This window comes from Actinomycetospora soli, assembly GCF_021026295.1.
Classification (GTDB): Bacteria; Actinomycetota; Actinomycetes; order Mycobacteriales; family Pseudonocardiaceae; genus Actinomycetospora; species Actinomycetospora soli.
Genome location: NZ_JAJNDA010000025.1, coordinates 36,099 through 59,915 on the forward strand (window position 1 = coordinate 36,099; position 23,817 = coordinate 59,915).

Annotated in this window: 22 protein-coding genes; 9 read left to right on the forward strand and 13 right to left on the reverse strand. The window is 73.8% G+C overall.

Annotated elements, in window-relative coordinates; genetic code table 11:
• Positions 1 to 16 precede the first annotated feature (16 nt).
• Entirely contained in the window at positions 17 to 1,570 is a 1,554-nt protein-coding gene (locus LN037_RS27720; protein WP_230759567.1) for a bifunctional NAD(P)/FAD-dependent oxidoreductase/class I SAM-dependent methyltransferase, read from the reverse strand.
• 59 nt (positions 1,571 to 1,629) lie between these two features.
• Here LN037_RS27720 and LN037_RS27725 point away from each other — a divergent pair, with 59 nt between their 5' ends.
• Complete coding sequence (locus tag LN037_RS27725) at positions 1,630 to 2,202, forward strand: helix-turn-helix domain-containing protein (protein ID WP_230759569.1); 573 nt, start codon at positions 1,630 to 1,632, stop codon at positions 2,200 to 2,202.
• Here the strand turns inward: LN037_RS27725 and LN037_RS27730 are convergent.
• Both LN037_RS27730 and hisD read right to left on the reverse strand, forming a co-directional pair.
• The gene (locus LN037_RS27730; RefSeq protein WP_230759571.1) at positions 2,193 to 3,308 is read right to left on the reverse strand and encodes a histidinol-phosphate transaminase; all 1,116 of its coding nucleotides are present in this window, start codon (positions 3,306 to 3,308) and stop codon (positions 2,193 to 2,195) included. The two genes, LN037_RS27725 and LN037_RS27730, sit on opposite strands and share 10 nt — an antisense overlap.
• Complete coding sequence (gene hisD / locus LN037_RS27735; protein ID WP_230759608.1) at positions 3,305 to 4,582, reverse strand: histidinol dehydrogenase; 1,278 nt, start codon at positions 4,580 to 4,582, stop codon at positions 3,305 to 3,307. The genes LN037_RS27730 and hisD overlap by 4 nt, the downstream gene beginning before the upstream one ends.
• Before the next feature lie 149 nt (positions 4,583 to 4,731).
• Between hisD and LN037_RS27740 the strand changes: the two genes are divergently transcribed.
• Entirely contained in the window at positions 4,732 to 5,334 is a 603-nt protein-coding gene (locus LN037_RS27740) for an NADPH-dependent FMN reductase (protein WP_230759573.1), read from the forward strand.
• A gap of 77 nt (positions 5,335 to 5,411) precedes the next feature.
• Here the strand turns inward: LN037_RS27740 and LN037_RS27745 are convergent, their stop codons facing one another.
• Entirely contained in the window at positions 5,412 to 6,272 is an 861-nt protein-coding gene (locus LN037_RS27745; RefSeq protein ID WP_230759575.1) for a GH12 family glycosyl hydrolase domain-containing protein, read from the reverse strand.
• 154 nt (positions 6,273 to 6,426) lie between these two features.
• On the opposite strand from LN037_RS27745, the gene gnd reads away from it, so the two are divergent.
• Both gnd and LN037_RS27755 read left to right on the forward strand, forming a co-directional pair.
• Positions 6,427 to 7,866, forward strand: a complete 1,440-nt coding sequence (gene gnd, locus LN037_RS27750; protein WP_230759576.1) for an NADP-dependent phosphogluconate dehydrogenase — start codon at positions 6,427 to 6,429, stop codon at positions 7,864 to 7,866.
• A 55-nt stretch (positions 7,867 to 7,921) separates the two neighbouring features.
• Positions 7,922 to 8,617 carry a DedA family protein gene (locus tag LN037_RS27755; RefSeq protein WP_230759578.1) on the forward strand — a complete coding sequence of 232 codons (696 nt, stop codon included), beginning with the start codon at positions 7,922 to 7,924 and terminating at the stop codon, positions 8,615 to 8,617.
• A gap of 446 nt (positions 8,618 to 9,063) precedes the next feature.
• Here the strand turns inward: LN037_RS27755 and LN037_RS27760 are convergent, their stop codons facing one another.
• Genes LN037_RS27760 through LN037_RS27770 form a run of 3 tightly spaced genes read right to left on the reverse strand, consistent with a single transcriptional unit; the run spans position 9,064 to position 12,807 of the window.
• Positions 9,064 to 9,777: a hypothetical protein gene (locus tag LN037_RS27760; RefSeq protein WP_230759580.1), complete on the reverse strand. Its 714-nt coding sequence runs from the start codon at positions 9,775 to 9,777 to the stop codon at positions 9,064 to 9,066.
• A 57-nt stretch (positions 9,778 to 9,834) separates the two neighbouring features.
• Positions 9,835 to 11,763: a translational GTPase TypA gene (gene typA, locus LN037_RS27765; RefSeq protein ID WP_230759582.1), complete on the reverse strand. Its 1,929-nt coding sequence runs from the start codon at positions 11,761 to 11,763 to the stop codon at positions 9,835 to 9,837.
• Between the two features lie 42 nt (positions 11,764 to 11,805).
• Positions 11,806 to 12,807, reverse strand: a complete 1,002-nt coding sequence (locus LN037_RS27770; protein ID WP_230759584.1) for an NAD(P)/FAD-dependent oxidoreductase — start codon at positions 12,805 to 12,807, stop codon at positions 11,806 to 11,808.
• Positions 12,808 to 12,864: 57 nt separating this feature from the next.
• Here LN037_RS27770 and LN037_RS27775 point away from each other — a divergent pair, with 57 nt between their 5' ends.
• Positions 12,865 to 13,068 (forward strand): hypothetical protein, encoded by a 204-nt coding sequence (locus LN037_RS27775; RefSeq protein ID WP_230759586.1) that lies wholly within the window; start codon positions 12,865 to 12,867, stop codon positions 13,066 to 13,068.
• A gap of 43 nt (positions 13,069 to 13,111) precedes the next feature.
• On the opposite strand, the gene LN037_RS27780 is transcribed toward LN037_RS27775, so the two are convergent.
• Entirely contained in the window at positions 13,112 to 13,984 is an 873-nt protein-coding gene (locus LN037_RS27780; protein ID WP_230759587.1) for an SCO6745 family protein, read from the reverse strand.
• A 50-nt stretch (positions 13,985 to 14,034) separates the two neighbouring features.
• Between LN037_RS27780 and LN037_RS27785 the strand changes: the two genes are divergently transcribed.
• Genes LN037_RS27785 through LN037_RS27795 form a run of 3 tightly spaced genes read left to right on the forward strand, consistent with a single transcriptional unit; the run spans position 14,035 to position 17,046 of the window.
• Positions 14,035 to 14,889: an esterase/lipase family protein gene (locus tag LN037_RS27785; protein ID WP_230759589.1), complete on the forward strand. Its 855-nt coding sequence runs from the start codon at positions 14,035 to 14,037 to the stop codon at positions 14,887 to 14,889.
• Positions 14,890 to 14,941: 52 nt separating this feature from the next.
• On the forward strand, positions 14,942 to 15,391 hold the full coding sequence (locus LN037_RS27790; protein WP_230759591.1) for a MarR family winged helix-turn-helix transcriptional regulator: 450 nt from the start codon (positions 14,942 to 14,944) through the stop codon (positions 15,389 to 15,391).
• Complete coding sequence (locus tag LN037_RS27795; protein WP_230759593.1) at positions 15,388 to 17,046, forward strand: chloride channel protein; 1,659 nt, start codon at positions 15,388 to 15,390, stop codon at positions 17,044 to 17,046. The genes LN037_RS27790 and LN037_RS27795 overlap by 4 nt, the downstream gene beginning before the upstream one ends.
• Here LN037_RS27795 and LN037_RS27800 read toward each other — a convergent pair.
• Positions 16,989 to 17,885 carry a Dyp-type peroxidase gene (locus LN037_RS27800; RefSeq protein ID WP_230759595.1) on the reverse strand — a complete coding sequence of 299 codons (897 nt, stop codon included), beginning with the start codon at positions 17,883 to 17,885 and terminating at the stop codon, positions 16,989 to 16,991. The genes LN037_RS27795 and LN037_RS27800 overlap by 58 nt on opposite strands.
• 93 nt (positions 17,886 to 17,978) lie before the next feature.
• Here LN037_RS27800 and LN037_RS27805 point away from each other — a divergent pair, with 93 nt between their 5' ends.
• On the forward strand, positions 17,979 to 19,874 hold the full coding sequence (locus LN037_RS27805) for an HNH endonuclease signature motif containing protein (protein ID WP_230759596.1): 1,896 nt from the start codon (positions 17,979 to 17,981) through the stop codon (positions 19,872 to 19,874).
• Here the strand turns inward: LN037_RS27805 and LN037_RS27810 are convergent, their stop codons facing one another.
• From LN037_RS27810 to LN037_RS27825, 4 genes are all read right to left on the reverse strand, one after another.
• Complete coding sequence (locus LN037_RS27810; protein WP_230759598.1) at positions 19,875 to 20,930, reverse strand: ABC transporter permease; 1,056 nt, start codon at positions 20,928 to 20,930, stop codon at positions 19,875 to 19,877.
• Positions 20,927 to 21,979, reverse strand: a complete 1,053-nt coding sequence (locus LN037_RS27815; RefSeq protein WP_230759600.1) for an ABC transporter ATP-binding protein — start codon at positions 21,977 to 21,979, stop codon at positions 20,927 to 20,929. Before LN037_RS27815 ends, LN037_RS27810 begins: the two co-directional genes overlap by 4 nt.
• On the reverse strand, positions 21,976 to 23,193 hold the full coding sequence (locus LN037_RS27820) for a hypothetical protein (RefSeq protein ID WP_230759602.1): 1,218 nt from the start codon (positions 23,191 to 23,193) through the stop codon (positions 21,976 to 21,978). Before LN037_RS27820 ends, LN037_RS27815 begins: the two co-directional genes overlap by 4 nt.
• Before the next feature lie 85 nt (positions 23,194 to 23,278).
• Positions 23,279 to 23,817: TerC family protein (locus LN037_RS27825; protein ID WP_443611905.1), on the reverse strand; the 539-nt coding region annotated here is incomplete at its 5' end.

Sequence of the window (23,817 nt, forward strand, 5' to 3'; positions counted from 1 at the left end):
AGTGTGACGCACCGGCTCACGACCGCCGACGGACCTCCACGATCTCGTCGGTGACGGCCGCCTCCTGCCCGTCGGGGCCGGTGGCGACCCGCTCCGGCGAGTCGGCCCGGACGACCTCCCACTCCGGTCCCAGCGCCAGCGACGCGAGCACCTCGGGGGCCGTCGGCAGCCGCAGCGACGGGTCCCAGGACCACGGCGCGAGCCGGCCGTGCCCCGTCACCAGCAACGTCCCGCCCGGGGCCACGGCCGCCGCCGCCCGCCGCAGGATCGCGGTGCGCGGGAAGTCGACGTTCGGCGAGTGCAGGTAGGAGGCCGCGACGAGGTCGAACTCGCCGTCGGGGAAGGTCTCGGACAGGTCGTGCCGCTCCGCGGTGATCGGCAGCTCCCCCGCCCGCGCGGCGATCCGGTCACACGCGCTCCGCGCGACGTCGGTGGCGGTGACCCGCCAGCCCCGCGCGGCGAGCCACAACGCGTCGCCGCCCTCCCCCGCGCCGAGGTCGAGCGCGGTCCCCGGTGTCAGCGCGGCCGCGGTGGCCTCCACCGAGGGGTTCACCCGCCCGCTCCACACCTGGTCGCGCTCGGCGTAGAAGCGTTCCCAGAACGCGGGGCTGCCGTCGCGGCTCGCCATGAGCGCCAGCCGCACGTCCTCGGCGACCAGGTCGGCGTTCACCGCCGCGGCGACCGAGACCCCCTGGGCGGACGCCACGATCACCGTCGCCCGCAGGTCGGTGACGTTGCCGGCCGCCCACACGCCGGGGACGGCGGTCAGGCCCTGCGCGTCGCTCTCGACGTGCTCGCCGACGACGACGTCCCCCATCCGCATCTCGACCGTCGGCAGCCCGAGCATGGCCGCGACCTCGCCGCGGGCGTGCACCCGGGTCGCGACCGCGAGCGCGTCGACGGGGACCGTCGACTTGTCCGCCAGCTCCACCGCCTCCAGGGCGTCCGAGCCGGTCCCGACGACGAGCCGGGTCGCCTTGCCCCCGACCACCTCGACCCCGCGGGCGGCCAGCTCGTCGCGGCCGTGACCGGTCAGGTCGAGCGCGTCGTTCGCGAACAGCACCACGTCCTCGCTCCACTGCCGGAACAGCTGCACCTGGTGCAGGGCCAGCGGGCTCGTCGCGAGCACCCCGATCCGCCGGTCGCGGACCTCCCAGCCGTGGCAGTACGGGCAGTGCAGGACGTCGCGGCCCCACCGCGCGGCCAGCCCCTCGACCTCGGGCAGCTCGTCGACCACCCCGGTCGCGAGCACCAGGCGCCGCGCGTGGTGGCGACCCGCGTCGTCCAGCGTCACGTCGAAGCCGCCGGCCTCCGACGCGGCGGCGGACGTGACGGCGCCCCGCCGGACCACGCCGCCGTAGGACTCGACCTCGGCCCGCCCGTCGGCGAGCAGGTCGGCCGGCGAGGTGCCCTCGCGGCCGAGGTAGTTGTGCATGTGCCCGGCCGGCGCGTTGCGGGGCTCGCCCGCGTCCGCGACCAGCACCCGCCGTCGGGACCGGGCCAAGGTCAGCCCGGCCGCCAGGCCGGCGGCCCCGCCGCCGACCACGATCACGTCCCAGTTCTCGCTCATGCCGACGACTCTGCGCCCGAGGGCAGCGAACCGGCAAACCTTCTTGCTATAACAGCAACATGGACGACGGCGAGATCCTGGACAACGTCGGGCCGCGCCTGCGGGCGCTGCGGACGGCCCGCGGCCTGACGCTGACCGACGTCGCCGCGTCGACCGGCATCTCGCTCTCGACGTTGTCGCGCCTGGAGTCCGGGGGCCGCCGCCCGACCCTGGAGCTGCTCCTCCCGCTCGCCCGCGCGTTCCAGGTGGCGCTCGACGAGCTGGTCGACGCGCCCCCGACGGGCGATCCGCGCGTGCGGCTGCGGCCGGTCCGGCGCAACGGGCTGACCATGCTGCCGCTGACCCGTCGCCCCGGCGGGCTGCAGGCCTACAAGCTGATCATGCCGGTCGGCTACCCGGGGCGGGACCTCGAGCAGCAGTCGCACGAGGGCTACGAGTGGGCGTACGTGCTGTCGGGGCAGGTGCGGCTGTGGCTGGGCGACGACGACGTCGTGCTGCGCCCCGGCGAGGTCGTCGAGTTCGACACGCACGTCCCGCACGCCATGGGCAACGCCGGGACCGAGCCCGCCGAGATCCTCGCCCTGTTCGGCCCGCAGGGCGAGCGAGCGCACATCCGCACGCGTCAGCGCTGACGCAGCGCGGCGCTGACCTCCAGGAAGCGGTCGTTCTCGGCCGGGGTGCCGACCGTGACCCGCAGGTGCCCCGGGATCCCGACGTCGCGGACCAGCACCCCGGCGTCGAGGTAGGCCTGCCACGTCGCGTGCGCGTCGCCGAGCGGCAGCCCGCCGTAGAGCAGGAAGTTGGCGGTCGACGGGACCACCGCGTAGCCCAGCTCCGTCAGCGCCGTCGCGATGCGGTCTCGCTCCCGCGACAGCGTGCCGACCAGCGCCAGCGTCTCGTCGGCGTGGCGCAGCGCCGCGAGCGCCGCGGCCTGTGTGAGGGCCGAGAGGTGGTAGGGCAGGCGGACGAGCATCAGCGCGTCGACGACGGCCGGCGCGGCCGCGAGGTAGCCGAGGCGCCCGCCCGCGAAGGCGAAGGCCTTCGACATCGTGCGGCTCACGACGAGCTTGTGCCCGTGGGTGGCGAGCAGCTCGACCGCGCTCGGCCCGGACGAGAACTCGACGTAGGCCTCGTCGACCACGACGACGCCCGGTGCGGCGTCGGCGATCGCGGCCAGCTCGTCCAGCTCGATCGACTGGCCGGTCGGGTTGTTCGGCGTCGTCACGAACAGCACGTCGGGACGCGCCTCGCGGACCACGTCGACGGCGGCCGCCGCGTCGAGCGAGAAGTCGTCCCGACGAGGCGCGGGCACCCAGTCGGTGCGCGTGCCCGCGGCGAGGATCGGGTGCATGGAGTAGCTCGGCTCGAACCCGAGCGCGAGCCGGCCCGGCCCGCCGAACGCCTGCAGGAGCTGCTGGAGCACCTCGTTCGACCCGTTGGCCGCCCACAGGTTCTCGGTGGCGAGCGGGACGCCGGTCGCGGCGGTCAGATACTCGGCGAGCGCGGTGCGCAGGGCCACGTGGTCCCGGTCGGGGTAGCGGTGCAGCGCCGCGGCCGCCTCCCGCGTGGCGGCGGCGACGTCCTCGACCAGCGCGGGCGGCGGCGGGAACGGGTTCTCGTTGGTGTTGAGCGCGACCGGGACCTGCAGCTGCGGGGCGCCGTACGGCGAGCGGCCGCGCAGGTCGTCGCGCAGCGGCAGGTCGGCGAGCTCCACGCCCGCGCCGATCACGTCGCTCACCGGTTCCACTCCCGCCGGCTCCCGAAGCGGGCGGCGACGGCCTGCCCGTGGGCGGGCAGGTCCTCGGCCTCGGCGAGCGCGACCACCTGGTCGGCCACGTCGCGCAGCGCGGCCTCGGAGTAGTCGACGACGTGGATGCCGCGCAGGAACGTCTGCACCGACAGCCCGCTGGAGTGCCGGGCGCACCCGCCGGTCGGCAGCACGTGGTTCGACCCGGCGCAGTAGTCGCCCAGCGACACCGGGCTGTGCGGACCGACGAAGATCGCACCGGCGTTGCGCACCCGCGCGGCCACGCCGGGGGCGTCCGCCGTCTGGATCTCCAGGTGCTCGGCGGCGTAGGCGTCCACCACGCGCACCCCGTCGTCGAGGTCCGCGACCAGGATCGTCCCGGACTGCGGCCCGGACAGGGCGGTGCGGATGCGCTCGTCGTGCTTGGTGGTGCCGACCTGCGTGACGAGCTCCGCGTCCACCGCGTCGGCGAGCTCCGGGCTCGTCGTGACGAGGACCGAGGCGGCCGACGGGTCGTGCTCGGCCTGGCTGATCAGGTCGGCGGCGACGTGCACCGGGTCGGCCGTGTGGTCGGCGAGGATCGCGATCTCCGTGGTGCCCGCCTCGGAGTCGATCGCGATGCGTCCGCGCAGGGTGCGCTTGGCGGCGGTGACGAACACGTTGCCGGGGCCGGTGACGGTGTCGACCGGCTCGAGCGGGGCACCGTCGGTGTCGGTGCCGCCGTAGGCGAGGAGGGCGACGGCCTGGGCGCCGCCGACCGCCCACACCTCGTCGACCCCGAGCAGGGCCGCCGCGGCGAGGATCAGCGGGTGCGGCCGGCCGCCGAACTCCTGCTGGGGCGGCGAGCAGACGACGAGCCCCTCGACGCCCGCGGCCTGCGCCGGGACCACGTTCATCACGACGCTGGAGGGGTAGACCGCGAGGCCGCCCGGCGCGTAGAGGCCGACCCGGGCGACCGGCACCCACCGCTCGGTGACCGTGCCGCCGGGCACGACCTGCGTGGTGGTGTCGGTGCGGCGCTGGTCGGCGTGGACGGCCCGGGCGCGCTCGATACTGGTCTCCAGGGCGGCGCGCACCTGCGGGTCGGTGGCCTCGAGGGCCTCGCGCAGCGCGGCGTGCGGCACGCGGACCGACTCCGAGCGCACGTGGTCGAAGCGCTCCCCGTACTCGAGGACGGCCTCGACCCCGCGGTCGCGCACGTCGTCGATGATGGGACGCACCTTCTCGACGACCGCGTCGACGTTCACCTCCGCGCGGGGCAGCATCGCGCGCAGCTGCGCGGGGGCCGGGACGCCACCGCGGAGGTCGGACCGGGACAGGAGCGTCGTCACGTGCCCAGGGTAACGAGGCACCCCGACGGCTTCCGGTGCAGGATGGTTGCGAGGACAACTGTTAGCCGTACGAAGGAGCATCCATGAGCGACGACGCCCGGCGTCCGCTGCTGCAGATCATCGTCGCGAGCACCCGGCCCGGCCGCGTCGGCGAGCCCGTCGCGCAGTGGTTCGCGGGCTACGCGCGGGCGTACGAGGGCTTCGAGGTGGAGATCGTCGACCTCGCCGAGGTCGACCTGCCGATGTTCGCCGAGCCCGAGCACCCGCGCCTCGGGCGGTACACGCTCGACTCGACGAAGCGGTTCTCCGCGATCATCGAGCGCGCCGACGCCTTCGTGTTCGTCACCCCGGAGTACAACCACAGCTTCAACGCGGCCCTGAAGAACGCCCTCGACCACCTCAACCGCGAGTGGGCGGGCAAGCCGGCGACGATCGTGAGCTACGGCGGCGTCGCCGCGGGCACGCGCGCGGCCGAGGCGCTCTGGCCGGTGCTGATCGGCCTGAACATGGTCCCGGTCGCGGCGGCGGTGCCGATCCCGTTCGCGATGAAGAACGTCTCGGGCGAGGGCGAGGAGCGCGTGTTCACGCCCGCCCCGGAGACCGAGGCCGGCGCCAAGGCCGCCCTGGACGGGCTGTCCGCCTGGATCGACAAACTGGGCCTGCAGGGCACCACCACCCCCGCATGAGTCTCCGCGGATGACACAAGAGCGTCGTTGCCGGCACGGGGTGCCGGCGACGACGCTCTCCTGTCACGAGGGCGGGGCTACAGCCCGTTGCGCGTCACCGAGAAGTTGGTGACCTTGAGGCCCTTGCCGCCGGTCCACGGCTCGAAGCCCGCCTGGACGCTGGTCATGTACCAGGTGTTCTTGACGACCCCGCGCAGCGTGGCGTCCCGGACGAAGGCGTCGATCGGCAGGTTCGACACCGCGGTGGTCGGCGTCTTGCGGACGTACGAGATGACCGGCAGGTCGATCTTGCCGTACCAGACCGTGTAGACCGCGCCGCCGATGTTGACGTCGTAGTAGGGCTTGCCGATCGGCTGCACCCACGAGGTCCGGTTCAGCCAGATCATCATCTCGGCGCCGGTGTTGCGACCCGTGTTGGTCGGCGTCGGGTCGAACCAGATGTCGTAGGCGGTGTTGTACTGGTTCACCGGCTGGGTCCTGTCCGGACCCGTCGTCGTGAAGGTCGACCGGACGGTGCCGAGCGTGCGGACGGGGGCCGGGAAGACGTTCGTCGAGCCCGGGGTGCAGTAGCCGTACACGCAGCCGCGGTAGAGCGACGGGTACGAGGCCGGGCCGGTGTTGTTGGTGCCGTCCGCGACGTCGAGCGAGAAGCCGGTGTCGAACGGCGTGATGCACTGGTTCTTGTCGGTGCCCCACTTGTTGTTCTGCGCGACGTACTTGCCGCCGACGAGCTTCGAGCCGAACTTCTCGCACACCTGCGGGTAGGTCGCCGCCGACCCGACCGCGTTGCCGACGAAGAGCGAGCCGCCCGCCACCACGAGGGTGAGCATCGCAGCGAGCAGGAAGCGCGTGCGTCGGGTGGCGCGGGCCGCGGCCCGTCGTGCCGCTGCGCGACCGCCGCCGACCGTGCCGCCGGTGTCAGGTGTGCGATCCGTCATCGTTCGTCGTACTCCCCCGTGACCGTCCGCGACGGTCTGCTGCCGTCGCGGTACGACCCCTACCTCGCTGCCGGGATCACAACCGTTAGCGGCGCGCAGGAAACGTCACCCCGTCGAGCGTGTCGCGACCCCGTTCGCGGGCACACTGCTCGGTGTGAGTCAGACAGCGGAGATCGGCGTCAGCGGCCTCGCCACCATGGGGCGCAACCTCGCACGCAACCTCGCGCGGCACGGGCACGCCGTGGCGCTGCACAACCGGACCGACAAGCGCACCAGGGACCTCGCCGAGAACTTCTCCGACGAGGGGACCTTCGTCCCGTCCTACTCGGCCGAGGACTTCGTGGCGTCCCTCGAGCGACCCCGTCGGATCATCCTCATGGTGCCGGCGGGGAAGGCCACCGACGCGGTCATCGACGAGTTCGTCCCGCTGCTCGAGCAGGGCGACGTCATCATCGACGCGGGCAACGCGCACTACGCCGACACCCGCCGTCGGGAGAAGGCCCTCTCGGAGAAGGGGCTGAACTTCGTCGGGATGGGCGTGTCCGGCGGCGAGGAGGGCGCGCTCAACGGGCCGAGCATCATGCCCGGCGGGCCGTCCGAGGCCTACGACAGCCTCGGGCCGCTGCTCGAGGACATCTCGGCCAAGGTCGACGGCGAGCCCTGCTGCACCCACATCGGGGCCGACGGCGCGGGCCACTTCGTCAAGATGGTGCACAACGGCATCGAGTACGCCGACATGCAGCTCATCGCCGAGGCCTACGACCTCCTGCGCCAGGGCCTCGGGATGGAGCCGTCCTCGATCGCGGACACCTTCACTCAGTGGAACTCCGGGCGCCTGGACTCCTACCTCATCGAGATCACCTCGCAGGTCCTCGCGCACACCGACGCCGCCACCGGCAAGCCGTTCGTCGACGTGGTTGCCGACGAGGCCGAGCAGAAGGGCACGGGCCGCTGGACGGTCCAGGCCGCGCTCGACCTCGGGGTGCCGGTCACCGGGATCGCCGAGGCGACCTTCGCCCGCTCCCTTTCGGGCAACCGGACGCTGCGCGACGCCGCCCGCGGGCTGCCCGGCGTCTCCGGGGCCCGCCTCGAGGGCGCCGCCGCGGAGGGCTTCGCCGACGACATCGAGCAGGCGCTCTACGCCTCCAAGATCGTCGCCTACGCGCAGGGCTTCAACGAGATCCAGGCCGGCGCCGAGGAGTACGGCTGGGACATCGACCTGGGCAAGGTCGCCAGCATCTGGCGCGGCGGCTGCATCATCCGCGCGAAGTTCCTCAACGAGATCACGGCCGCCTACTCGCGCGAGCCGAACCTGACGACGCTGCTCACCGACTCCTCGTTCGCCGACGCGATCGGCGGCGCGCAGGACTCGTGGCGCCGGGTGGTCGCGAGCGCGGCCCAGCTCGGCATCCCGACGCCGGGCTTCTCCTCGGCGCTCGCCTACTACGACGGCATCCGGGCCGACCGGCTCCCGGCCGCCCTCGTGCAGGGCCAGCGCGACTTCTTCGGGGCGCACACCTACCGCCGCGTCGACCGCGAGGGGACCTTCCACACCGCGTGGGCCACCGACGACCGTGCGGAGTCCGAGGCCTAGATCTCAGCGAGATCTCAGGCGCACCCGGGAGAAAAACGGACATGCCGGACGTTGGATGATCATGCTCCCGCTGCAGGCCCCTCCGCCCACCGACGGCGGTCTCGCCGGCTGGGCGACCGACCTGATGGCCACGTTCGGCGCCCCCGGAGCCGGACTGATCGTCGCGATCGAGAACGTCTTCCCCCCGATCCCGTCCGAGATCATCCTGCCGCTGGCGGGGTTCGCGGCGGGGCGGGGGGAGTTCTCGGTCTGGGCGGCGATCATCTGGACGACGGCGGGCTCGGTCGTCGGTGCGATCGCGCTCTACCTCGTCGGGATGCTCTGCTCCGACGGGTGGGTCCGCCGCACCATCGCGCGGATGCCGCTGGTCTCCGAGGACGACGTGCTCAAGGCCGAGTCGTGGTTCGACCGGCACGGCCGGGCCTCGGTCTTCTGGGGCCGCATGATCCCCGGCGTCCGGTCGTTCGTGTCCATCCCCGCCGGCCAGCGTCGCATGCCCTGGTGGGAGTTCACGATGTTCACGGCGCTCGGCAGCCTGATCTGGAACTCGGTCTTCGTCGGCGGCGGCTACGCGCTGGGCTCGCAGTGGCACCTCGTGGAGCAGTACGCCGGGGTCTTCCAGACGATCGTGCTGGTGCTCCTGGTCGGCCTCGTCGGGTTCATGCTGGTCAAGCGCTACCGCAAGCACCGTGAGGTCAAGAAGATGGAGGCCCCCACCCAGGTCCTGCGGGTTCCCGACGACGGGTCCTGACGGCGGGTCCCGCCCGCCCGTGGCCGGGGACCTTGTCGCGGGCTCCCGACCGGGCTGGGGCACCTTGTCGTGGGGAGTCGCCGCGACAAGGTCGGGCGTCCCGGGTAGTTCCCCGCGACAAGGGCCCGGCGAGGTCGGCGAGACCTTGCGGTTCGCCCACTCGCCGCCTTGTCGCGGGCTCCCGACCGGGCTGCGGCACCTTGTCGTGGGGAGTCGCCGCGACAAGGTCTGGCGTCCCGGGCGGTTCCGTGCGACAAGGGCCCGGTGAGGTGGACGAGATTCTGCGGCTCGCCCACGTCCCGCCTTGTCGCGGGCTTCCGACCGGGCCGCGGCACCTTGTCGTGGGGACTCACCGCGACAAGGCCGGGCGCCCCGGCCAGTTCCCCGCGACAAGGGCCGGGCGCCCCCCAAAGCGAGTACCGCGCGACCGGGCCGCGACCAGGTCCTCACGTCTTCCGCGAGATCCCGCCGACCAGGTCGACCACGCGGTCCCACGGGTTGCGGGCGCCCTCCGGGTACCGGGACCGCGAGCGGACGTCCCGCCGGGAGCCCGGCGTGTAGCGGCGGCGCGCCCACGGTGATCCCGGCCGGGCGAGGCGCAGTGCGCCCAGCAGCGCCACGGGCGGCAGCAGGACCCCGATGATCGCCGTGACGATCTTGCCCTTGAACGCGGCGGTGATCGCCGCACCCGACGTCACGATCGCCGACAGCGCCGCCCCGAGCGCCCCGTCGTCGCCGCTGGCGCCGAACGGGTTGGCGCCCAGGACGAGCAGCGTGCCCACCACGGCGACCATGAGCACCGCGTCGACCGAGAGCCGGCCCTCGTCGGACCAGTAGACGTCGGCGAGCCGCAGCCAGAGCGCGAACTCGTCGAGCGCGAGGGCGGCCCCGGCGCCGAAGGCCACGGCGAGCACCGTGCGCCACACGCCGTCGGGCCGGTAGATGAACTCCCCCGCCCCGGCCAGCAGCATCAGGGCGATGCCGTAGACGAGGTGGTGGACGTGGACGCCGCCGACGGAGGTGTCGCGGAACGGTCCGCGACCGGCCCGGATGAGCCGCGTGATCACGCGGGTCACCAGGAACACGATCAGGAACGACCCGAGCATCCAGACCGCGGTGATGCGGCCGGGGTCGAGGCCGAGGTCGAAGGTCACGGTCATCGGGGCCTCCTCGGTGTCACGCGCATCGTGACGGACCGGGCGACCCCGACGCGACCACTACTTCGTCGCGAGCCCCTGCTTGGCGCGCGACCGCTGCCGGTTGCGGGTGTGCGAGTCCAGCTCGACCTTTCGGATCCGCACCGCCGACGGCGTCACCTCGACGCACTCGTCCTCGGCGCAGAACTCCAGCGACTGCTCCAGGGACATCAGCCGCGGCGGGGTGAGGCGGACCAGCTCGTCCCCGGTGGAGGACCGCATGTTGGTCAGCTTCTTCTCGCGGGTGATGTTGACCTCCATGTCGTCGGAGCGGGAGTTCTCCCCGACGATCATGCCGGTGTACACCTGCGTGGTGGGGCCGACGAACAGCTCGCCGCGCTCGGAGAGCAGGCCCACCGCGTAGCCCGTGACCGGGCCCGAGCGGTCGGCGATGAGCGAGCCGGACAGTCGCGCCCGCAGCTCCCCCACCCACGGCCCGTAGCCGTCGAAGAGCTGGTTCGCGATCCCGGTGCCGCGGGTCTCGGTGAGGAACTCGGTGCGGAAGCCGATGAGCCCGCGCGAGGGGACCCGGTACTCGAGGCGGACGTGGTCCGACGACGTCGAGTGGGTCATCTCGAGCATCTCGCCCTTGCGGGCGGCGAGCAGCTGGGTCACGGCCCCGAGGTGCTCGTCCGGGACGTCGACCGAGAGCCGCTCGAACGGCTCGTGCAGCTTGCCGTCGACGGTCTTCGTGACCACCTCGGGCTTGCCCACCGTCAGCTCGAAGCCCTCGCGGCGCATCGTCTCCACGAGGATGGCCAGGGCCAGCTCACCGCGACCCTGCACCTCCCACGCGTCGGGCCGCTCGGTGGGCAGGACGCGCATCGAGACGTTGCCGACGAGCTCGGCGTCGAGCCGGTTCTTCAGCAGGCGCGCGGTGAGCTTGGTGCCGGGCTTCGGGTCGCGCCCCGCGAGCGGCGAGGTGTTGATGCCGATCGTCATCGCGATCGCCGGCTCGTCGACGGTGATGCGCGGCAGCGGGTGCGGGTCCTCGGGGTCGGCGAGGGTGTCGCCGATGGTCACGTCGGCGATGCCGGCGACGGCGACGATGTCGCCCGCCGCGGCCTCCTCGGCCGAGACCCGCTCGAGGCCCTCGGTGCGCAGCAGCTCGGTGACCTTGACGCGGGTGACCGTGCCGTCCTCGCGGCACCAGCCGACCTGCTGGCCGCGGCGGATCCGGCCGGAGCGGACGCGGCAGAGCGCGATGCGGCCGAGGTAGGCCGACGCGTCGAGGTTGGTGACGTGGGCCTGCAGGGTGCCCTCCGGGTCGTCCGCCGGGGCGGGCACCTCGGAGAGGAGCAGCTCGAAGAGCGGATCGAGGTTCTCGGACTCGGGCACGGTGCCGTCGGCCGGGCGCTCGAGCGAGGCCTTGCCGGCGCGCGCCGAGGCGTAGACCACCGGGAGCTCGAGGAGCTGGGAGACGACGTCGTCGTCCATCTCCAGGTCCGTGGCGAGCTCGAGGAGCAGGTCGAGCGACTCGTTGACGACCTCCTCGCACCGGGCGTCGGCGCGGTCGGTCTTGTTCACGGCGAGGATCACGGGCAGGCGGGCCGCGAGCGCCTTGCGCAGCACGAAGCGGGTCTGCGGGAGCGGGCCCTCGGAGGCGTCCACGAGCAGGACGACGCCGTCGACCATCGACAGCCCGCGCTCGACCTCGCCGCCGAAGTCGGCGTGGCCGGGGGTGTCGATGATGTTGAAGGTGACGTCCCCGCGGCGCACGGCCGTGTTCTTCGCGAGGATCGTGATGCCCTTCTCGCGCTCGAGGTCGCCGGAGTCCATCACCCGGTCGACGAGCTCGGCCCGCGCGGAGAAGGCGCCCGACTGGCGGAGCATGGCGTCGACGAGCGTGGTCTTGCCGTGGTCGACGTGGGCGACGATCGCGATGTTGCGCAGGTCCGTGCGCAGGGCGTGATCGGCGGACCCGGGCCGCTCGGGTGCGGACGTGGTCACGAGGAGAGACTTCCTTCAGACAGGGTGCCGGACCCTCCCAGGTTACCGACCGTGATCCGCAGGGTCGTCGGGTGGACCGATGGCGTGCGCCACGTGGTCCTCCGTGACCGCCGCAGCCAGGCGTTCCCCGAGCAGCGGCGCGAACTTCGCGAGGTTGCCGCCCCACAGCACGTGGACCGTCCCGACGCGGGCCGTGCGCACCCCGTCGCCCTCCCCCGCGGTCGGCGTGCAGGTCACCTCGTCGACCGGGTCCGGCTCCAGCTCGGGCAGTCGCTCGGCGACGTGGGCGGTCACCGTCTCGCGGGACCGCCGCCGGACGTCGTCGAGGGAGTGCGCCGCCGTCGTCGTCAGCTCGTCGGGCAGGTGGCCCCCGATCGCCCAGGTCCCCTCGGGGGTGCGGTGCTGATAGGTCGCGTCGTCGATGTGGGCGGGCGGGACGGTCGACGGCGCCGTGCGGAACCGGAACGAGAACCGGACGTGGTGGCAGAGCTCGGCGGGCACCGCGACGCCGACCTGCGCGGCGAGCTCGGCCGTGCCCGCCCCGGCCGTGAGGACGACGGCGTCGGCGATCAGCTCGTCCAGGTCGACCACCCGCCCGGGGCGCAGGTGGGGCTTCGTCGTGCGGAGCAGCAGCTCGCCCGCGCCGGCGAGGTCGAGCGCTCCCCCGGCCGGGTCGTGGAGCACCGGTCCGTCGGTGCGTCCGAGGGTTCCCGACGGCGGGTCGCCCCGCTCGTGGTCCGCGCCCGCGGCCGCCATGGCGGCGGCCCAGCCGTCGACGCGGGTGCCGGAGAGGACCGTGCCCTCGCCGCCGAGCAGCGGACGTCCGGCGCGCTCGGACCAGACGTCCCACAGCCGGCGCGCCTCGACCGCGGCGGCCACCAGCTCGGGGTCGCCGTGCGCGAGCCGGAAGACGCGCGACGTCCCGGCGCTGCGGGCGCCGAGCGGGCGGCGCGCCTCGAGGACGGTGACGTCGTGGCCGCGACGCAGCAGCGCGTCCGCGGTCGACAGCCCGACGATCCCGGCACCCACCACGGTGACCCGCATGAAACTCAGGGTCGCACCCCGATCCCGTGGCGCGCAGGTCGGCGGAGCATCGACCTCATGAAGATCGTGGTGTGGATCCTGGTCGGTATCGGTGCGCTCGTGCTGCTCGGTGGGGTGGTCCTGCCGCTCGTGCACTGGCTGCTCGGAGCGCTCGGCTGGCTGATCGCGGGCGCGCTCGTGATCGGCGGCGGCATCTGGCTCGCGAAGCGGGCCGGCGCGCACGGGGAGGTGGGGTCGGGCGACCCGCAGCGCCTGCCGTGAGTCGTGGCGGACGCCGGGCCGCACGGTCCCGGACCGACCGGCGCTACCCCTTGGGCGTCCGGTCGGCCCCCGGCGCGAACACGCCGGCGGGGAACGCGCCCGCCTCGAGCAGGCGCTTCGTGAGCCCGCCGCCGAGGTCCGCCAGCTCGGCGCACCCGTCGGCGCCCAGGTGTTCCCACGGTGCCGCCGAGGTGCGGTTCGTCGCATCCTCGATGCCGTCGCGGAACGCCGCCCCCTCCTCGGTGAGGCCGAGTTCGGCGTCCACGAGGCCGCGGGAGCGGAGACCGGCGACGGCCTCGCCCCACTGCTCGGCGTTCCAGCCCCGCGTGGCCTGGGCGACCTCGGGCAGGAAGCCCCGACCGGTCGCGGTGTGCAGGACCAGGGCCTCGAGCCCGGACACCCTGGCGCCGAGCAGCGCGGCCAGGTGGCCGTCGCCCCGGTACTCGCGCAACAGGGTGATCGCGTGCCACAGCGCGAGGTGCGGCTCGTCGGGCCGGGGCAGGTCGGCGTGCGCGGCGTAGAGCGGGCGCCCCTCGGGGGTGCACGCCTCGGAGGCCTTCCGGACGAGCACCGCGGCCCGCTCGCACTCCCGCGAGGACACGGCGTCGCCGAGGAGCCGCCGCAGCGCCCGGTCGGCGGCGCGCAGCCGGCCGTTGAGCACCGCCTCCGGCGAGGCGGACATCCAGATCGCCGGGACGAACCGTGCGACCAGGGCAGGGTTGAAGTTGTAGTACGTCGCCGCGACCACCCCGGGGCCGACCGCCCCCATCGCCGCCGACCGCTGGGCGAAGTACTGGGCCCGCGGGTGCTCGATGCCGAGCTCGGCCAGTTCCTCCCCGACCTCGGGCGCGAAGTAGATCATCGAGTGCAGGGGTTCGATCCGCCGGTACAGGCGCGCGACGTCGCTGGGCTCCACGGGGACGCACGCTAACGCGAGCACACACGATCATGGGCACACTGGAGGGCGTGACGCGGTGGCCCGAACGAGCGCCCCTCGGCGGCCTCGCTCCCCGCCGTCGCCTGTTCGTGCTCGTCATGGCGGCGATCGTGCTGGCCGTGGCGGTGCTCGTCGGCGTCTCCGTCGCCCGCGAGTACGCCGTGCCGCCGAAGGCCGACCCCGCCGTCATGGGCCCGGTCGTCCTCGTCCCCGGCTACGGCGGCAACACCGCCGCCCTCCAGGCGCTCGCGCTGCGGCTGCAGGTGGTGGGCCGACCCGCCGTCGTCGTGAACCTTCCCGACGGCGGGACGGGGGACTTCGCCGCGCAGGCGGCGGCGATCGACGACGCGGTGCGCGACCTGATCCGCCACGACGGCGCCACGAGCGTCGACCTCGTCGGCTACTCCGCGGGCGGGGTGGCGTCGTGGCTGTACCTGCAGACCGGGACCACCGCGCCCGCGATCCGGCGCCTGGTCACCCTGGGCTCCCCGCTGCAGGGCGCCGAGCTCGCCGCGGCCGGCGGCGCGCTCGTGCCGGGCGCCTGCCCGCGGGCGTGCCAGCAGCTCGCGCCCGGCAGCTCCCTGCTCGCCCGCCTCGCCGCGCAGCCCCGCCCGGACGTCCCGTGGCTCTCGCTGTGGACCGACCAGGACGACACCGTCACCCCGCCCGACTCCTCCGCCCTGCCCGGGGTGCGCTCCCTCCGGCTCCAGGCGGTCTGCGACGGCATCCTCATCGGGCACGGCCAGCTCCCGACGGCGGGTCTCGCGGTCGGGCTGACCCTGCGCGCCCTCGGCACGCGGCCGCTCCCGGTACCCGTGCCGGGCGACTGCTCGCGGCTGCAGGCCGAGGGCGTCGGGCGCCCGGTCCTCGTCGGCACGCGATGATCGGCACCACACCGAGCTGACGCAAGCGTTGCGTTGCGCAATGGTTGCGTACGTGAACGAAGCGGTGGACGCCCTCATGGCGACGACCCGGCTGCTCGTCGGGGTCGCGAGCCGGGCCCTCGAGGACCTCGGCATGTCGCTCCCCCCGTTCCGCCTGCTGCTCGTGCTCGACGAGCTCGGGCCGAGTCCGGGCACGGTCGTCGCGCAGCGGCTCGGCACCGCCGGCTCGTCGGTGACCCGGCTCGCGGACCAGCTGGAGGCCTCGGGCCACCTGATCCGTCGTCGGGACCCGGCCAACCGCAGCGTCGTCGTGCTGGAACCGACCGAGGCCGGCCGCGCGCTCGTCGTGACGGTGCTGACCCGTCGTCGGGAAGCCCTCGCCGACCTCGTCGACCGGCTCCCGGACGAGCAGCGCCACGCGCTCACCGCCGCCCTGACCGCCCTTCGAGACGCCGCCGGCCCCGACCTCGGCGCCGGCCCCGTGGAGCTGATGACCCCGTGAGACGGCCCGGTCCCCTGTCCGACTTCACCCTCACGCCCCGCGTCGGCGTCATCGTGGCCTGGGCGATCCCGATCGGTGCCCTCGGCGCCGGGGCCGCCTGGCTCCTGCTGTCCCTGATCGGGTTGATCACCAACGCGGTGTTCGGCGGCCGGTTCTCGACGGCGACCGTGAATCCCGGGACGCTCGGTGCTCCCTGGTGGCTGGTGCTCGGCGCGCCCGTGGTGGGCGGGCTCGTCGTCGGTGTCATGGCCCGCTACGGCTCCGAGAAGATCCGCGGACACGGGATGCCGGAGGCGCTCGAGGCGATCCTGTTCAGGCGCAGCATCGTGGAGCCGAAGGTCGCGGTGCTCAAGCCGACCTCGGCGGCGGTCAGCATCGGCACCGGCGGCCCCTTCGGCGCCGAGGGCCCGATCATCATGACCGGCGGCGCCCTCGGCTCCCTCGTCGCGCAACGGCTGACGCTGTCCGACGACGAGCGCAAGGCGCTGATGGTCGCCGGTGCGGCGGCGGGCATGGCGGCGACGTTCGACGCCCCGCTCGCGTCGGTGCTGCTCGCCGTCGAACTGCTGCTCTTCGAGTGGCGCCCGCGCAGTTTCCTGCCCGTGACCGCCGCCGTCGTGGTCGCGACGCTCCTGCGCGTCCCGCTGCTCGGCTCCGGCCCGATCTTCGGGGTCGACACGGCCGGCTGGCGGATCGCCGTGCCCGCGGAGCTGCTCAGCGTCGGGATCGGGGTGCTCGGTGGGCTACTCGCGGTCGCGGTGACGGCCCTGGTCTACCGGTCCGAGGACGCCTTCGAGCTGCTCCGCGGGCGGCTGCACTGGATGTGGTGGCCGGCGATCGGCGGTCTGGTCATCGGGATCGGCGGCCTGATCGTGCCGCGGGCGCTGGGCGTCGGCTACGACGTGATCGGCGACCTGCTCTCCGGGCACGCGGCGCTGTCGCTGATCGTCGGGATCCTGGTCGTGAAGTCGCTGATCTGGGGGCTCTCGCTGGGCTCCGGCACGTCCGGCGGGGTGCTCGCGCCGACCTTCATGATCGGTGCGGCGCTGGGTGCGTTCGCCGGCCTCGTCCTCCCGCCGGTGGGTCCCGGGTTCTGGGCGCTGGTCGGGCTCGCGGCGACGGTGGGCGGCGTCATGCGGTCACCCCTCACGGGGGTCGTGTTCTCGCTGGAGCTCACGCACGCCTGGTCGGCCCTGCTCCCCCTGCTCATCGCCTCCGCCACGGCGTACGGGGTGTCGGTGCTGCTGCTGAAGCGCTCGGTGCTCACCGAGAAGATCGCCCGTCGCGGTGGCCACCTCTCGCGGGAGTACGAGGTGGACCCGCACTCGACGCGGTTCGTCGACGAGGTGATGGCTCCCGTTCCCGGGGACGACACGGACGGGTCCGGACGCCTCCGGCTGCGCGTCGACGACGACGGGCGGCTGCGTGGGCTGGTGCGGCGGTCCGGGGAGGTGGTCGACGACCCGGTCACGCTCGGGCCGGACGACACGCTCCTCGACGCCCGCCACCGCCTCCTGACCGCGGGCGTGACGGCAGCACCCGTCGTCGGGAAGGACGGAGAGCTGCTGGGGACGGCGACGCTGGCGGAGCTCCTCGGTCAGCCCGCCGGGGCCGGGGCGAGCCGGACGAGGCTGTCGGCCGCGGGGATGACGTAGTAGGCGCCCGTGAGGGCGGTCGTGTAGAGCGTCAGGGCGTCGCGGGGCCCGTCCTTGCCGGCCATGGCGTCGAGCATGTCGGCGAGCGGGCCCTGCGCGGCGCAGAAGCCGACGAACATCGTGCCGTGGTCGGACGTGTCCCCGTAGGCGGAGTTGCGGCGGAAGATGTGGCCGTAGGTGTCCTGGTCGGTGCGCGCGGCGTGGGCGTTCTCGGGCTTGGGGGCGAGCTCGATCGAGTCGGGCTTGGTCCGGCCGATGACGTCCTCCTGCGACCGGCGGTCGAGGGCGTACCACCGCCGGGCGTCGTGCCGCCACTTCTGCAGCAGGAGCACGGACCCGCCCGCGCCGGGCTCGCCGTCGGGCACGAGGACGACCCCGGGCGCCTCGGCGGCGGGCGGGTTCTCCGTGCCGTCCTCGAAGCCGGTCAGGTCGCGGTCGTGGTGGTGGGACCAGGCGTCGGTCTCGTCGGCGAGGTCGGCCACGTCGCGCAGCGCCGCGACCGCCGTGGTCGCCCCGTCGAACACCACCGACCGGCTGCCGCCGGACACCCAGATCACCGCGTCGTGCTGGGTGGCGGGCATGGTGAAGCCGTCGGGCCCGGTGACCGGCTCGTCGAACCCGTGCACGTCCCGCGGGGCGTCCTCCGGTGCGACCTCGGCCCACAGCTCGGGCCGGGCCCCCACGACGAGGCTGACCGCGCCCGTCGTCCGGACCGAGACCGCGAGCTCGGCGAGCGCGTGGACCAGCGCGGCGGCGTCGACCCCGTGACGGCGGTCGAACTCGAGGTAGGCGTGCGAGGACGTGCCGAGGGCCAGCACGCCGTTCTGCGGGACGGCCATGGGCGGGCACGCTACTCGTTGATCCGTTCGCGATGACGAAGTTGCTCCGAGTGGACTCTGGATCTTCTCGAACTGGTGTTCGATGATGGGTGCATGGCGATCGAGGCAGGGTGGGACCCCGACACGGGGCTGCCGCTGCCTGACGACCCGCCGTTCGTGCCGCTCTCCGAGGAGGAGCTCGCGGCGTGGGCGGTCGAGGACGCCCTCGCGCCGATCTCGGCGTACTCCTTCCACGACGAGGAGGAGCCGCCACTCGCGGCGGAGCCCGCCTGGGCCGTTCCGGGTGTCTCCTCCGCTGAACCTTCTTCTGGGGAGGGTGTGTCGGCGGAGTCGTTGGCGTTGTTGGCCGAGGGCGCGGCCGCGGTCCGGGCCCGACGGTTGGCGGGGGCCCGGTTGTACCGGGCGATCAACGCGATCCGTGACAGCGATGTCCTTGACGAGACCGGGTACCGGCGGATGTCGCGGTTGCTCGAGGACCACCTGCGCCTGGACCCCACCACGGTGCGCCTGCTCGAGCGGCAGGCGGACGCGCTGCGCGAGACCGTCACCCCCACCGGGGCCACGACACCGGCGGATCTGCCCGCGACGGCGGCGGTGGTCGAGGACGGGCTGGTCGACGAGCACCACGTCGAGATCATCCGCAAGACCATGCAACGTCTCGGCACGGTCCCCGGCCTCGGGCCGGCGGTGCTGGCGACGGCCGAGGAGCAGCTCGCGGCGCTGGCGACGACGCATTCGCCGAAGGCGTTGTTCTCGGCGGCGACGGTGATCGCGGATCGGCTCGACCCCGACGGGGCGGCCCCGAAGGACGACGACGCGTCGGGCAACGAGTTGCGCTACACCAAGCGCCGCAACGGTGACCTGCACGCCAAACTCGTACTCCGCGAACGGGCCGCCGCGGCGTTGTTCGACGACGCGATCCGGGCCGCCACGCCTGCTCCGGCGTCCTCGGTGGTCGCCGACCCCGACACCGGGGAAGCCCCGGAATCCGCCGACGGGAACCGTGGGCACGACCCGCGCGACGAGGCCGACCGCTCCCTCCCGGCCCGGCAAGCCTCGGGGTTGTTGGACCTGATCTCCGCCAGCCACCACGCCGGCCTCAACGAACCCGACCCCCACCCCGGCCCCGGGCAGGCGGACACGCCGTCCCCCGACAGCGACGGCGACGGCGACGGCGACGGCGACAACACCGCGCCCACCGCGTCCGCAACGTCCGCCACGGACAAGCCTGCGGCTGGCCGCGACACCGGAGCCGATGCCACCAGCAGCGGATCCGACGCGAACCGCGCACCGGAGCCCGCCACCGACGAGCCCGAGGCCGACGAGCCCTCGATGTTCGGCCCCGGCGCGCCCGGGCAGGACCACGGAACCGATGCCGCTGGCACCGGTTCCGACGCGGCACCCGAGCCCGAGTCCGAGGCCGATCCGGGCGAGTCGCCACCACGGCGGCCGTGGACCCCGCCGGACTTCGACACCATGGCGCTACCCGGGCGGGAACGCGTCACCCTCACCGTCACGTTGGACTACGAGACGCTGCGCCAACAACTCACTGACACCAGCACCGCACTGGCGCTGCTCGGTGACTCCACCTGGATCCGCCCCGACACCGCCCGGCGGTTGGCCTGCGACGCCGACATCATCCCCATGCTGCTGGGCTCGAAGGGCGAGGTCCTCGACGTCGGCCGCAAAACCCGCTCGATCCCCACCGCCACCGCCCGCGCCATCGTCCGCCGCGACCGGCACTGCGCGTTCCCCGGCTGCCGCCGACGCGCCCGGCACTCCGAGATCCACCACATCATCCACTGGGCCAACGGCGGACACACCGAACCCGACAACCTGGTCTGCCTCTGCCGGTATCACCACGACCTGGTCCACCACAGCGGCTGGGACGTCGACATGGTCGACCACATGCCCTGGTTCCGACCCCCGACATGGCTCGACCCCACCCGACAACCCCGACACAACCGGCCCTGGCAGGTCGTGAGCTGACTACTGCGCGACGTCCTTCGTCGTGAAGTTCGCCCACGCGGCGAGCATGAGGATCACGACGTAGGCGGCCTGGACGATGAGGCCGGCGCGGATGTCACGCAGGAAGATCGGGTCGCGGAAGAAGTCGATCCAGGCGAGCCAGTAGCGGGTCGGCAGGTAGGGGGTCACGGAGGCGGCGGCGTCGAGGGTGACGAGCACCTGCGAGGTGATGAGCGCCGCCAGGGCACCGAGGGTGGCGCCCAACGAGGAGGCGGTCACGGTGGACAGGAACAGCGCGATCGCCCCGACCCCGAGCATGGAGATCGTGATGTAGGCCATCGCCCCGAGCAGCCGCAGGGCGAGGTCGGCCGGGGAGAGCGGGTCGCCCGACAGGGACGCGACCGAGTCGGCCGCCCGCTCGCGCGCCTCGGTCGGGTCGAGCTGCGTGGGCGAGCCGGTGTCGGCGCCGGGCGTCCCGATCGACGGGGCACCGGGTGCGGCGGGTGCGGGCTCGGCCGGATCCGCCGCGCTGGCGGAACCACCGGCGCTCGGGGCCGACGCCGCGCTCCCGCCACCCGATCCCCCGGCCGAGCTCGACGACCCGCCGCCGCCCGGGCCCGAAATCTGCGGGATCGCGTTGACGACGGCGACCGGATCGCCGGCGCCGAACAGGGTCACGCCCACCACGTACGACGAGCCGGCCACCGCCGCGACCGTCGCCACGACGAACGCGACGACCGACACCAGCTTCGCCAGCAGCAGCTTCGTCCGGCCGACGGGGCGGACGAGCAGGTAGCGCAGGGTCCCGGCGCCGGACTCCCCCGCCACCGTGTCGCCCGCGATCACGGCCACCGCGACCGGCAGGAAGATCGGCAGCACCAGTGCCAGCGCGGCGGCCGGGTACAGCGACCCGGACTCCAGCACCGCGGACAGGAACGCCGCACCCTGCCCCGGCGGCGGTGCGATGCGGGTGGACGCCAGGAACACCGCCACGATCGCGGGCAGCAGGCACAACAGCCCGATCGTCACCCAGGTGCGCGGCCGTCGGAACAGCTTGCGCAGCTCGACGACCATCATGCGCGGTCGCTCCCGGGACCGGTGATGCGCACGACGACGTCCTCCAGGCTGACGGTCTCCGGCTCCAGGGCGTCGATGCGCACCCCGGCGCCGACGAGGTGGCGGGCGAGACCGGCGGCCCCGTCGCCGTCGGCGGGCGTCACGATCAGCGCACCCTCCGGCGTCCGGTCGACCAGGGCCCCGCCGAGCGCGGCGGCCGCACGGTCGGCGTCGGGCGTCGTCAGGACGACCCGCCCGGTGCGGCGCCGGACGGCGTCGAGCGGCTCCTCGAGGACGAGTCGGCCCCGGTCGACGACCCCGACGCGCGTGCACAGTGCCTCGATCTCGGCGAGCAGGTGGCTGGAGAGGAACACGGTGGTGCCCTCGTGGTTCAGCTCGATGAGCAGTTCCCGGATCTCCCGGATGCCGTGCGGGTCGAGGCCGTTGGTGGGCTCGTCGAGGATGAGCAGATCCGGCCGGGAGAGCAGCGCCCCGGCCAGCCCGAGCCGCTGCCGCATGCCCAACGAGTAGGTGCGGACCGGACGTCGGTCGACCCCACCGAGGCCGACGCGCTCCATCGCCTCCCCGACCCGCCGTCGTCGACCGGCCCGCGGGCCCGGCCCGGAGGCGTCGAGCAGATCCAGGTTCGCGCGCCCCGAGAGGTGCCCGTACGCCGCCGGACCCTCGACCATCGCGCCGATCCGCGGCAGCACCTGGTGCACCTCGCGCGGCACCTCGTGGCCCAGCACCCGGATCTCGCCGCGGGTGGCGAACACGAGCCCGAGCAGCATCCGCACCATGGTCGTCTTGCCCGAGCCGTTCGGGCCCAGGAAGCCGTAGCGGTCGCCCTCGGCGACGTGCAGGTCGACGTCGTCGACGGCGGCACGGGTGCCGTAGCGCTTGGTGAGCCCGCGGGTCTCGATGACCAGCGGTGTGGCGACCGGCGGGCCGGGGAGCGGCCGGGCCCGCTGCGCGGGCACGGGCTCGCTCGGGGTGCGGACGCCGGTGCCGGCGGTCGAGCGGCGTGCCCCGCCGCCGTTCCCGTCGCTGCGCTCGCCCAGGTTGGTCACGGTGCTCCTGCGGAATCGGCGATGTCGGCCACGGCACGGTCGAGGACGTCGTCGGGCACCAGGCCACCGACCGCCCACGCCCGGTTGCCCACGCGCAGCACGGCCAGACGCAGCAGGGGCGACTCGAGCGCACCCGCCGTCGCGTTCGCCGTCCGACCGAGCGCGTTCTCGGGCGGGGTGACGCTGATCGAGCGGCCGGCGGACCCGGCGTCGTCGATGTTGTCGAGCAGGGACCCGGCGATGTCGGCGGGCAGCGGGACCACGATGAGCTGCGAGAGCGTCGACCCGTACTTCCCGATCGCCGCGAACCCGCGTTGCGGGGCCACCCGGTCGACCCCGTCGACGGCCGCCGGGACGGCGTCGGGACTGCCGCGGCCGAGCACGCCGAACAGGTCCGACGTCGGGCTGCGCGTCACGCCCACTCCGGGCGTCGGCTGCACCTGCAGCAGCGCCGGGTCCGGCGTCTCCCGGTCGAGCTCGAGGAAGCGGGTCCCGACGACGGGTCCCGCGGCGAGGGTGCCGGCGGTGTTCTTGATCCGGACCTCCACGGCGACGGGGAGCCCGTCGGCCGGGTCGGCCCACACGTCGACGGCGCCCACCGTGGTGCGCGGGTCGGCGACGGTCACCCGGAACCCCGCCGCGTCCACCCCGGCCACGCGGCGCGCGGGGAGGGCGGACACCGGGTCCTCGGGCAGCGTGCCGGACAGCAGGCGCCGGGCGAGCTGCGGTGGCAGCAGGTCGTCCGGGCGCGGGAGCCGCACGAACGGGTCGCGGCGGACGTAGGTGAGCAGCTGCGCCCCGTAGTCCCACACGACCTGGCCGGTCGGCGTCGTGTACCGGCTGCGCTCCCCCGCCGGGTACAGCTGGTCGACGCGCACCCGGTCGGGCGCCGCGTACCAGCCGCGCAGGCGGGAGGTGCCCGAGAGCAGCGTCGTGACGTCGGAGAACTGTGCGACGTCGGGCAGGTTCAGCCCGCCCGAGGCCTCGGCGTACCCGCTCCAGGGCAGCTCCCCGGAGGCCGCGGCCCGGTCGCGCAGTTCGCTGGGCGAGACCTCGGCGGTGGACACCGGCCACGCCGCGACCACGGCGGGCACGGCGACGAGGAGTGCCGCCACCAGGGCGACCACGGCCCACCGCCGGATCCGGACGGACCGGATCGGCGGGGGCGAGCCCCCGTCCCCGCCGGAGCGGAGACGGTCGAGGACCGCGGTCACCCGTGTCCACGCTCCGTCCCGACGACCATCACGCCATCGAGGGTGCCATCCGTGGGGCGGGTGCGCCGTGAACCCTCGGCCGGGCTCACACGGATTCGAGGTCGCGGTCCTGCGCCGCCCGGGTGCGGATGAGGCTGGCGATGGTGGTGACGGCGAGGACGCCGATGATCACGGCGAGGGAGAGTTCGATGCCGATCAGTGGTACGGGGACGGGCTGTCCGTTGTTGATGAAGGGCAGCGTGTTGGTGTGCAGGGCCTCGAGGACGAGTTTGACGCCGATGAAGGCGAGGATGACCCCGAGGCCGTACTGCAGGTAGACCAGTCGGGAGAGCAGTCCGCCGAGCAGGAAGTACAGCTGGCGCAGGCCGAGCAGGGCGAAGGCGTTGGCGGTGAAGACGATGTAGGGGTCCTTGGTCAGCCCGAAGATCGCCGGGATGGAGTCGAGGGCGAACAGGAGGTCGGTCAGGCCGATGGCGATCATCACCATGAGCATCGGGGTGATCATCCGTCGGCCCGCCTCGCGGACGGTGAGCCGGGCGCCGCGGTAGTCCTCGGTGACCGGGACGATGCGGCGCACGGCGCGGAGCAGGATGTTCTCCCGGTACTCCTCCTCGTCGTCGTCGT

What these genes read in the sequence shown, in the direction of transcription:
- LN037_RS27720 (WP_230759567.1), bottom strand. Translation starts at nt 1,570, where the DNA reads ATGAGCGAGAACTGGGACGTGATCGTGGTCGGCGGCGGGGCCGCCGGC.
- LN037_RS27725 (WP_230759569.1), top strand. Translation starts at nt 1,630, where the DNA reads ATGGACGACGGCGAGATCCTGGACAACGTCGGGCCGCGCCTGCGGGCG.
- hisD (WP_230759608.1), bottom strand. Translation starts at nt 4,582, where the DNA reads ATGCTGCCCCGCGCGGAGGTGAACGTCGACGCGGTCGTCGAGAAGGTG.
- LN037_RS27740 (WP_230759573.1), top strand. Translation starts at nt 4,732, where the DNA reads ATGAGCGACGACGCCCGGCGTCCGCTGCTGCAGATCATCGTCGCGAGC.
- LN037_RS27745 (WP_230759575.1), bottom strand. Translation starts at nt 6,272, where the DNA reads ATGACGGATCGCACACCTGACACCGGCGGCACGGTCGGCGGCGGTCGC.
- LN037_RS27755 (WP_230759578.1), top strand. Translation starts at nt 7,922, where the DNA reads ATGATCATGCTCCCGCTGCAGGCCCCTCCGCCCACCGACGGCGGTCTC.
- LN037_RS27760 (WP_230759580.1), bottom strand. Translation starts at nt 9,777, where the DNA reads ATGACCGTGACCTTCGACCTCGGCCTCGACCCCGGCCGCATCACCGCG.
- LN037_RS27770 (WP_230759584.1), bottom strand. Translation starts at nt 12,807, where the DNA reads ATGCGGGTCACCGTGGTGGGTGCCGGGATCGTCGGGCTGTCGACCGCG.
- LN037_RS27775 (WP_230759586.1), top strand. Translation starts at nt 12,865, where the DNA reads ATGAAGATCGTGGTGTGGATCCTGGTCGGTATCGGTGCGCTCGTGCTG.
- LN037_RS27800 (WP_230759595.1), bottom strand. Translation starts at nt 17,885, where the DNA reads ATGGCCGTCCCGCAGAACGGCGTGCTGGCCCTCGGCACGTCCTCGCAC.
- LN037_RS27805 (WP_230759596.1), top strand. Translation starts at nt 17,979, where the DNA reads ATGGCGATCGAGGCAGGGTGGGACCCCGACACGGGGCTGCCGCTGCCT.
- LN037_RS27810 (WP_230759598.1), bottom strand. Translation starts at nt 20,930, where the DNA reads ATGATGGTCGTCGAGCTGCGCAAGCTGTTCCGACGGCCGCGCACCTGG.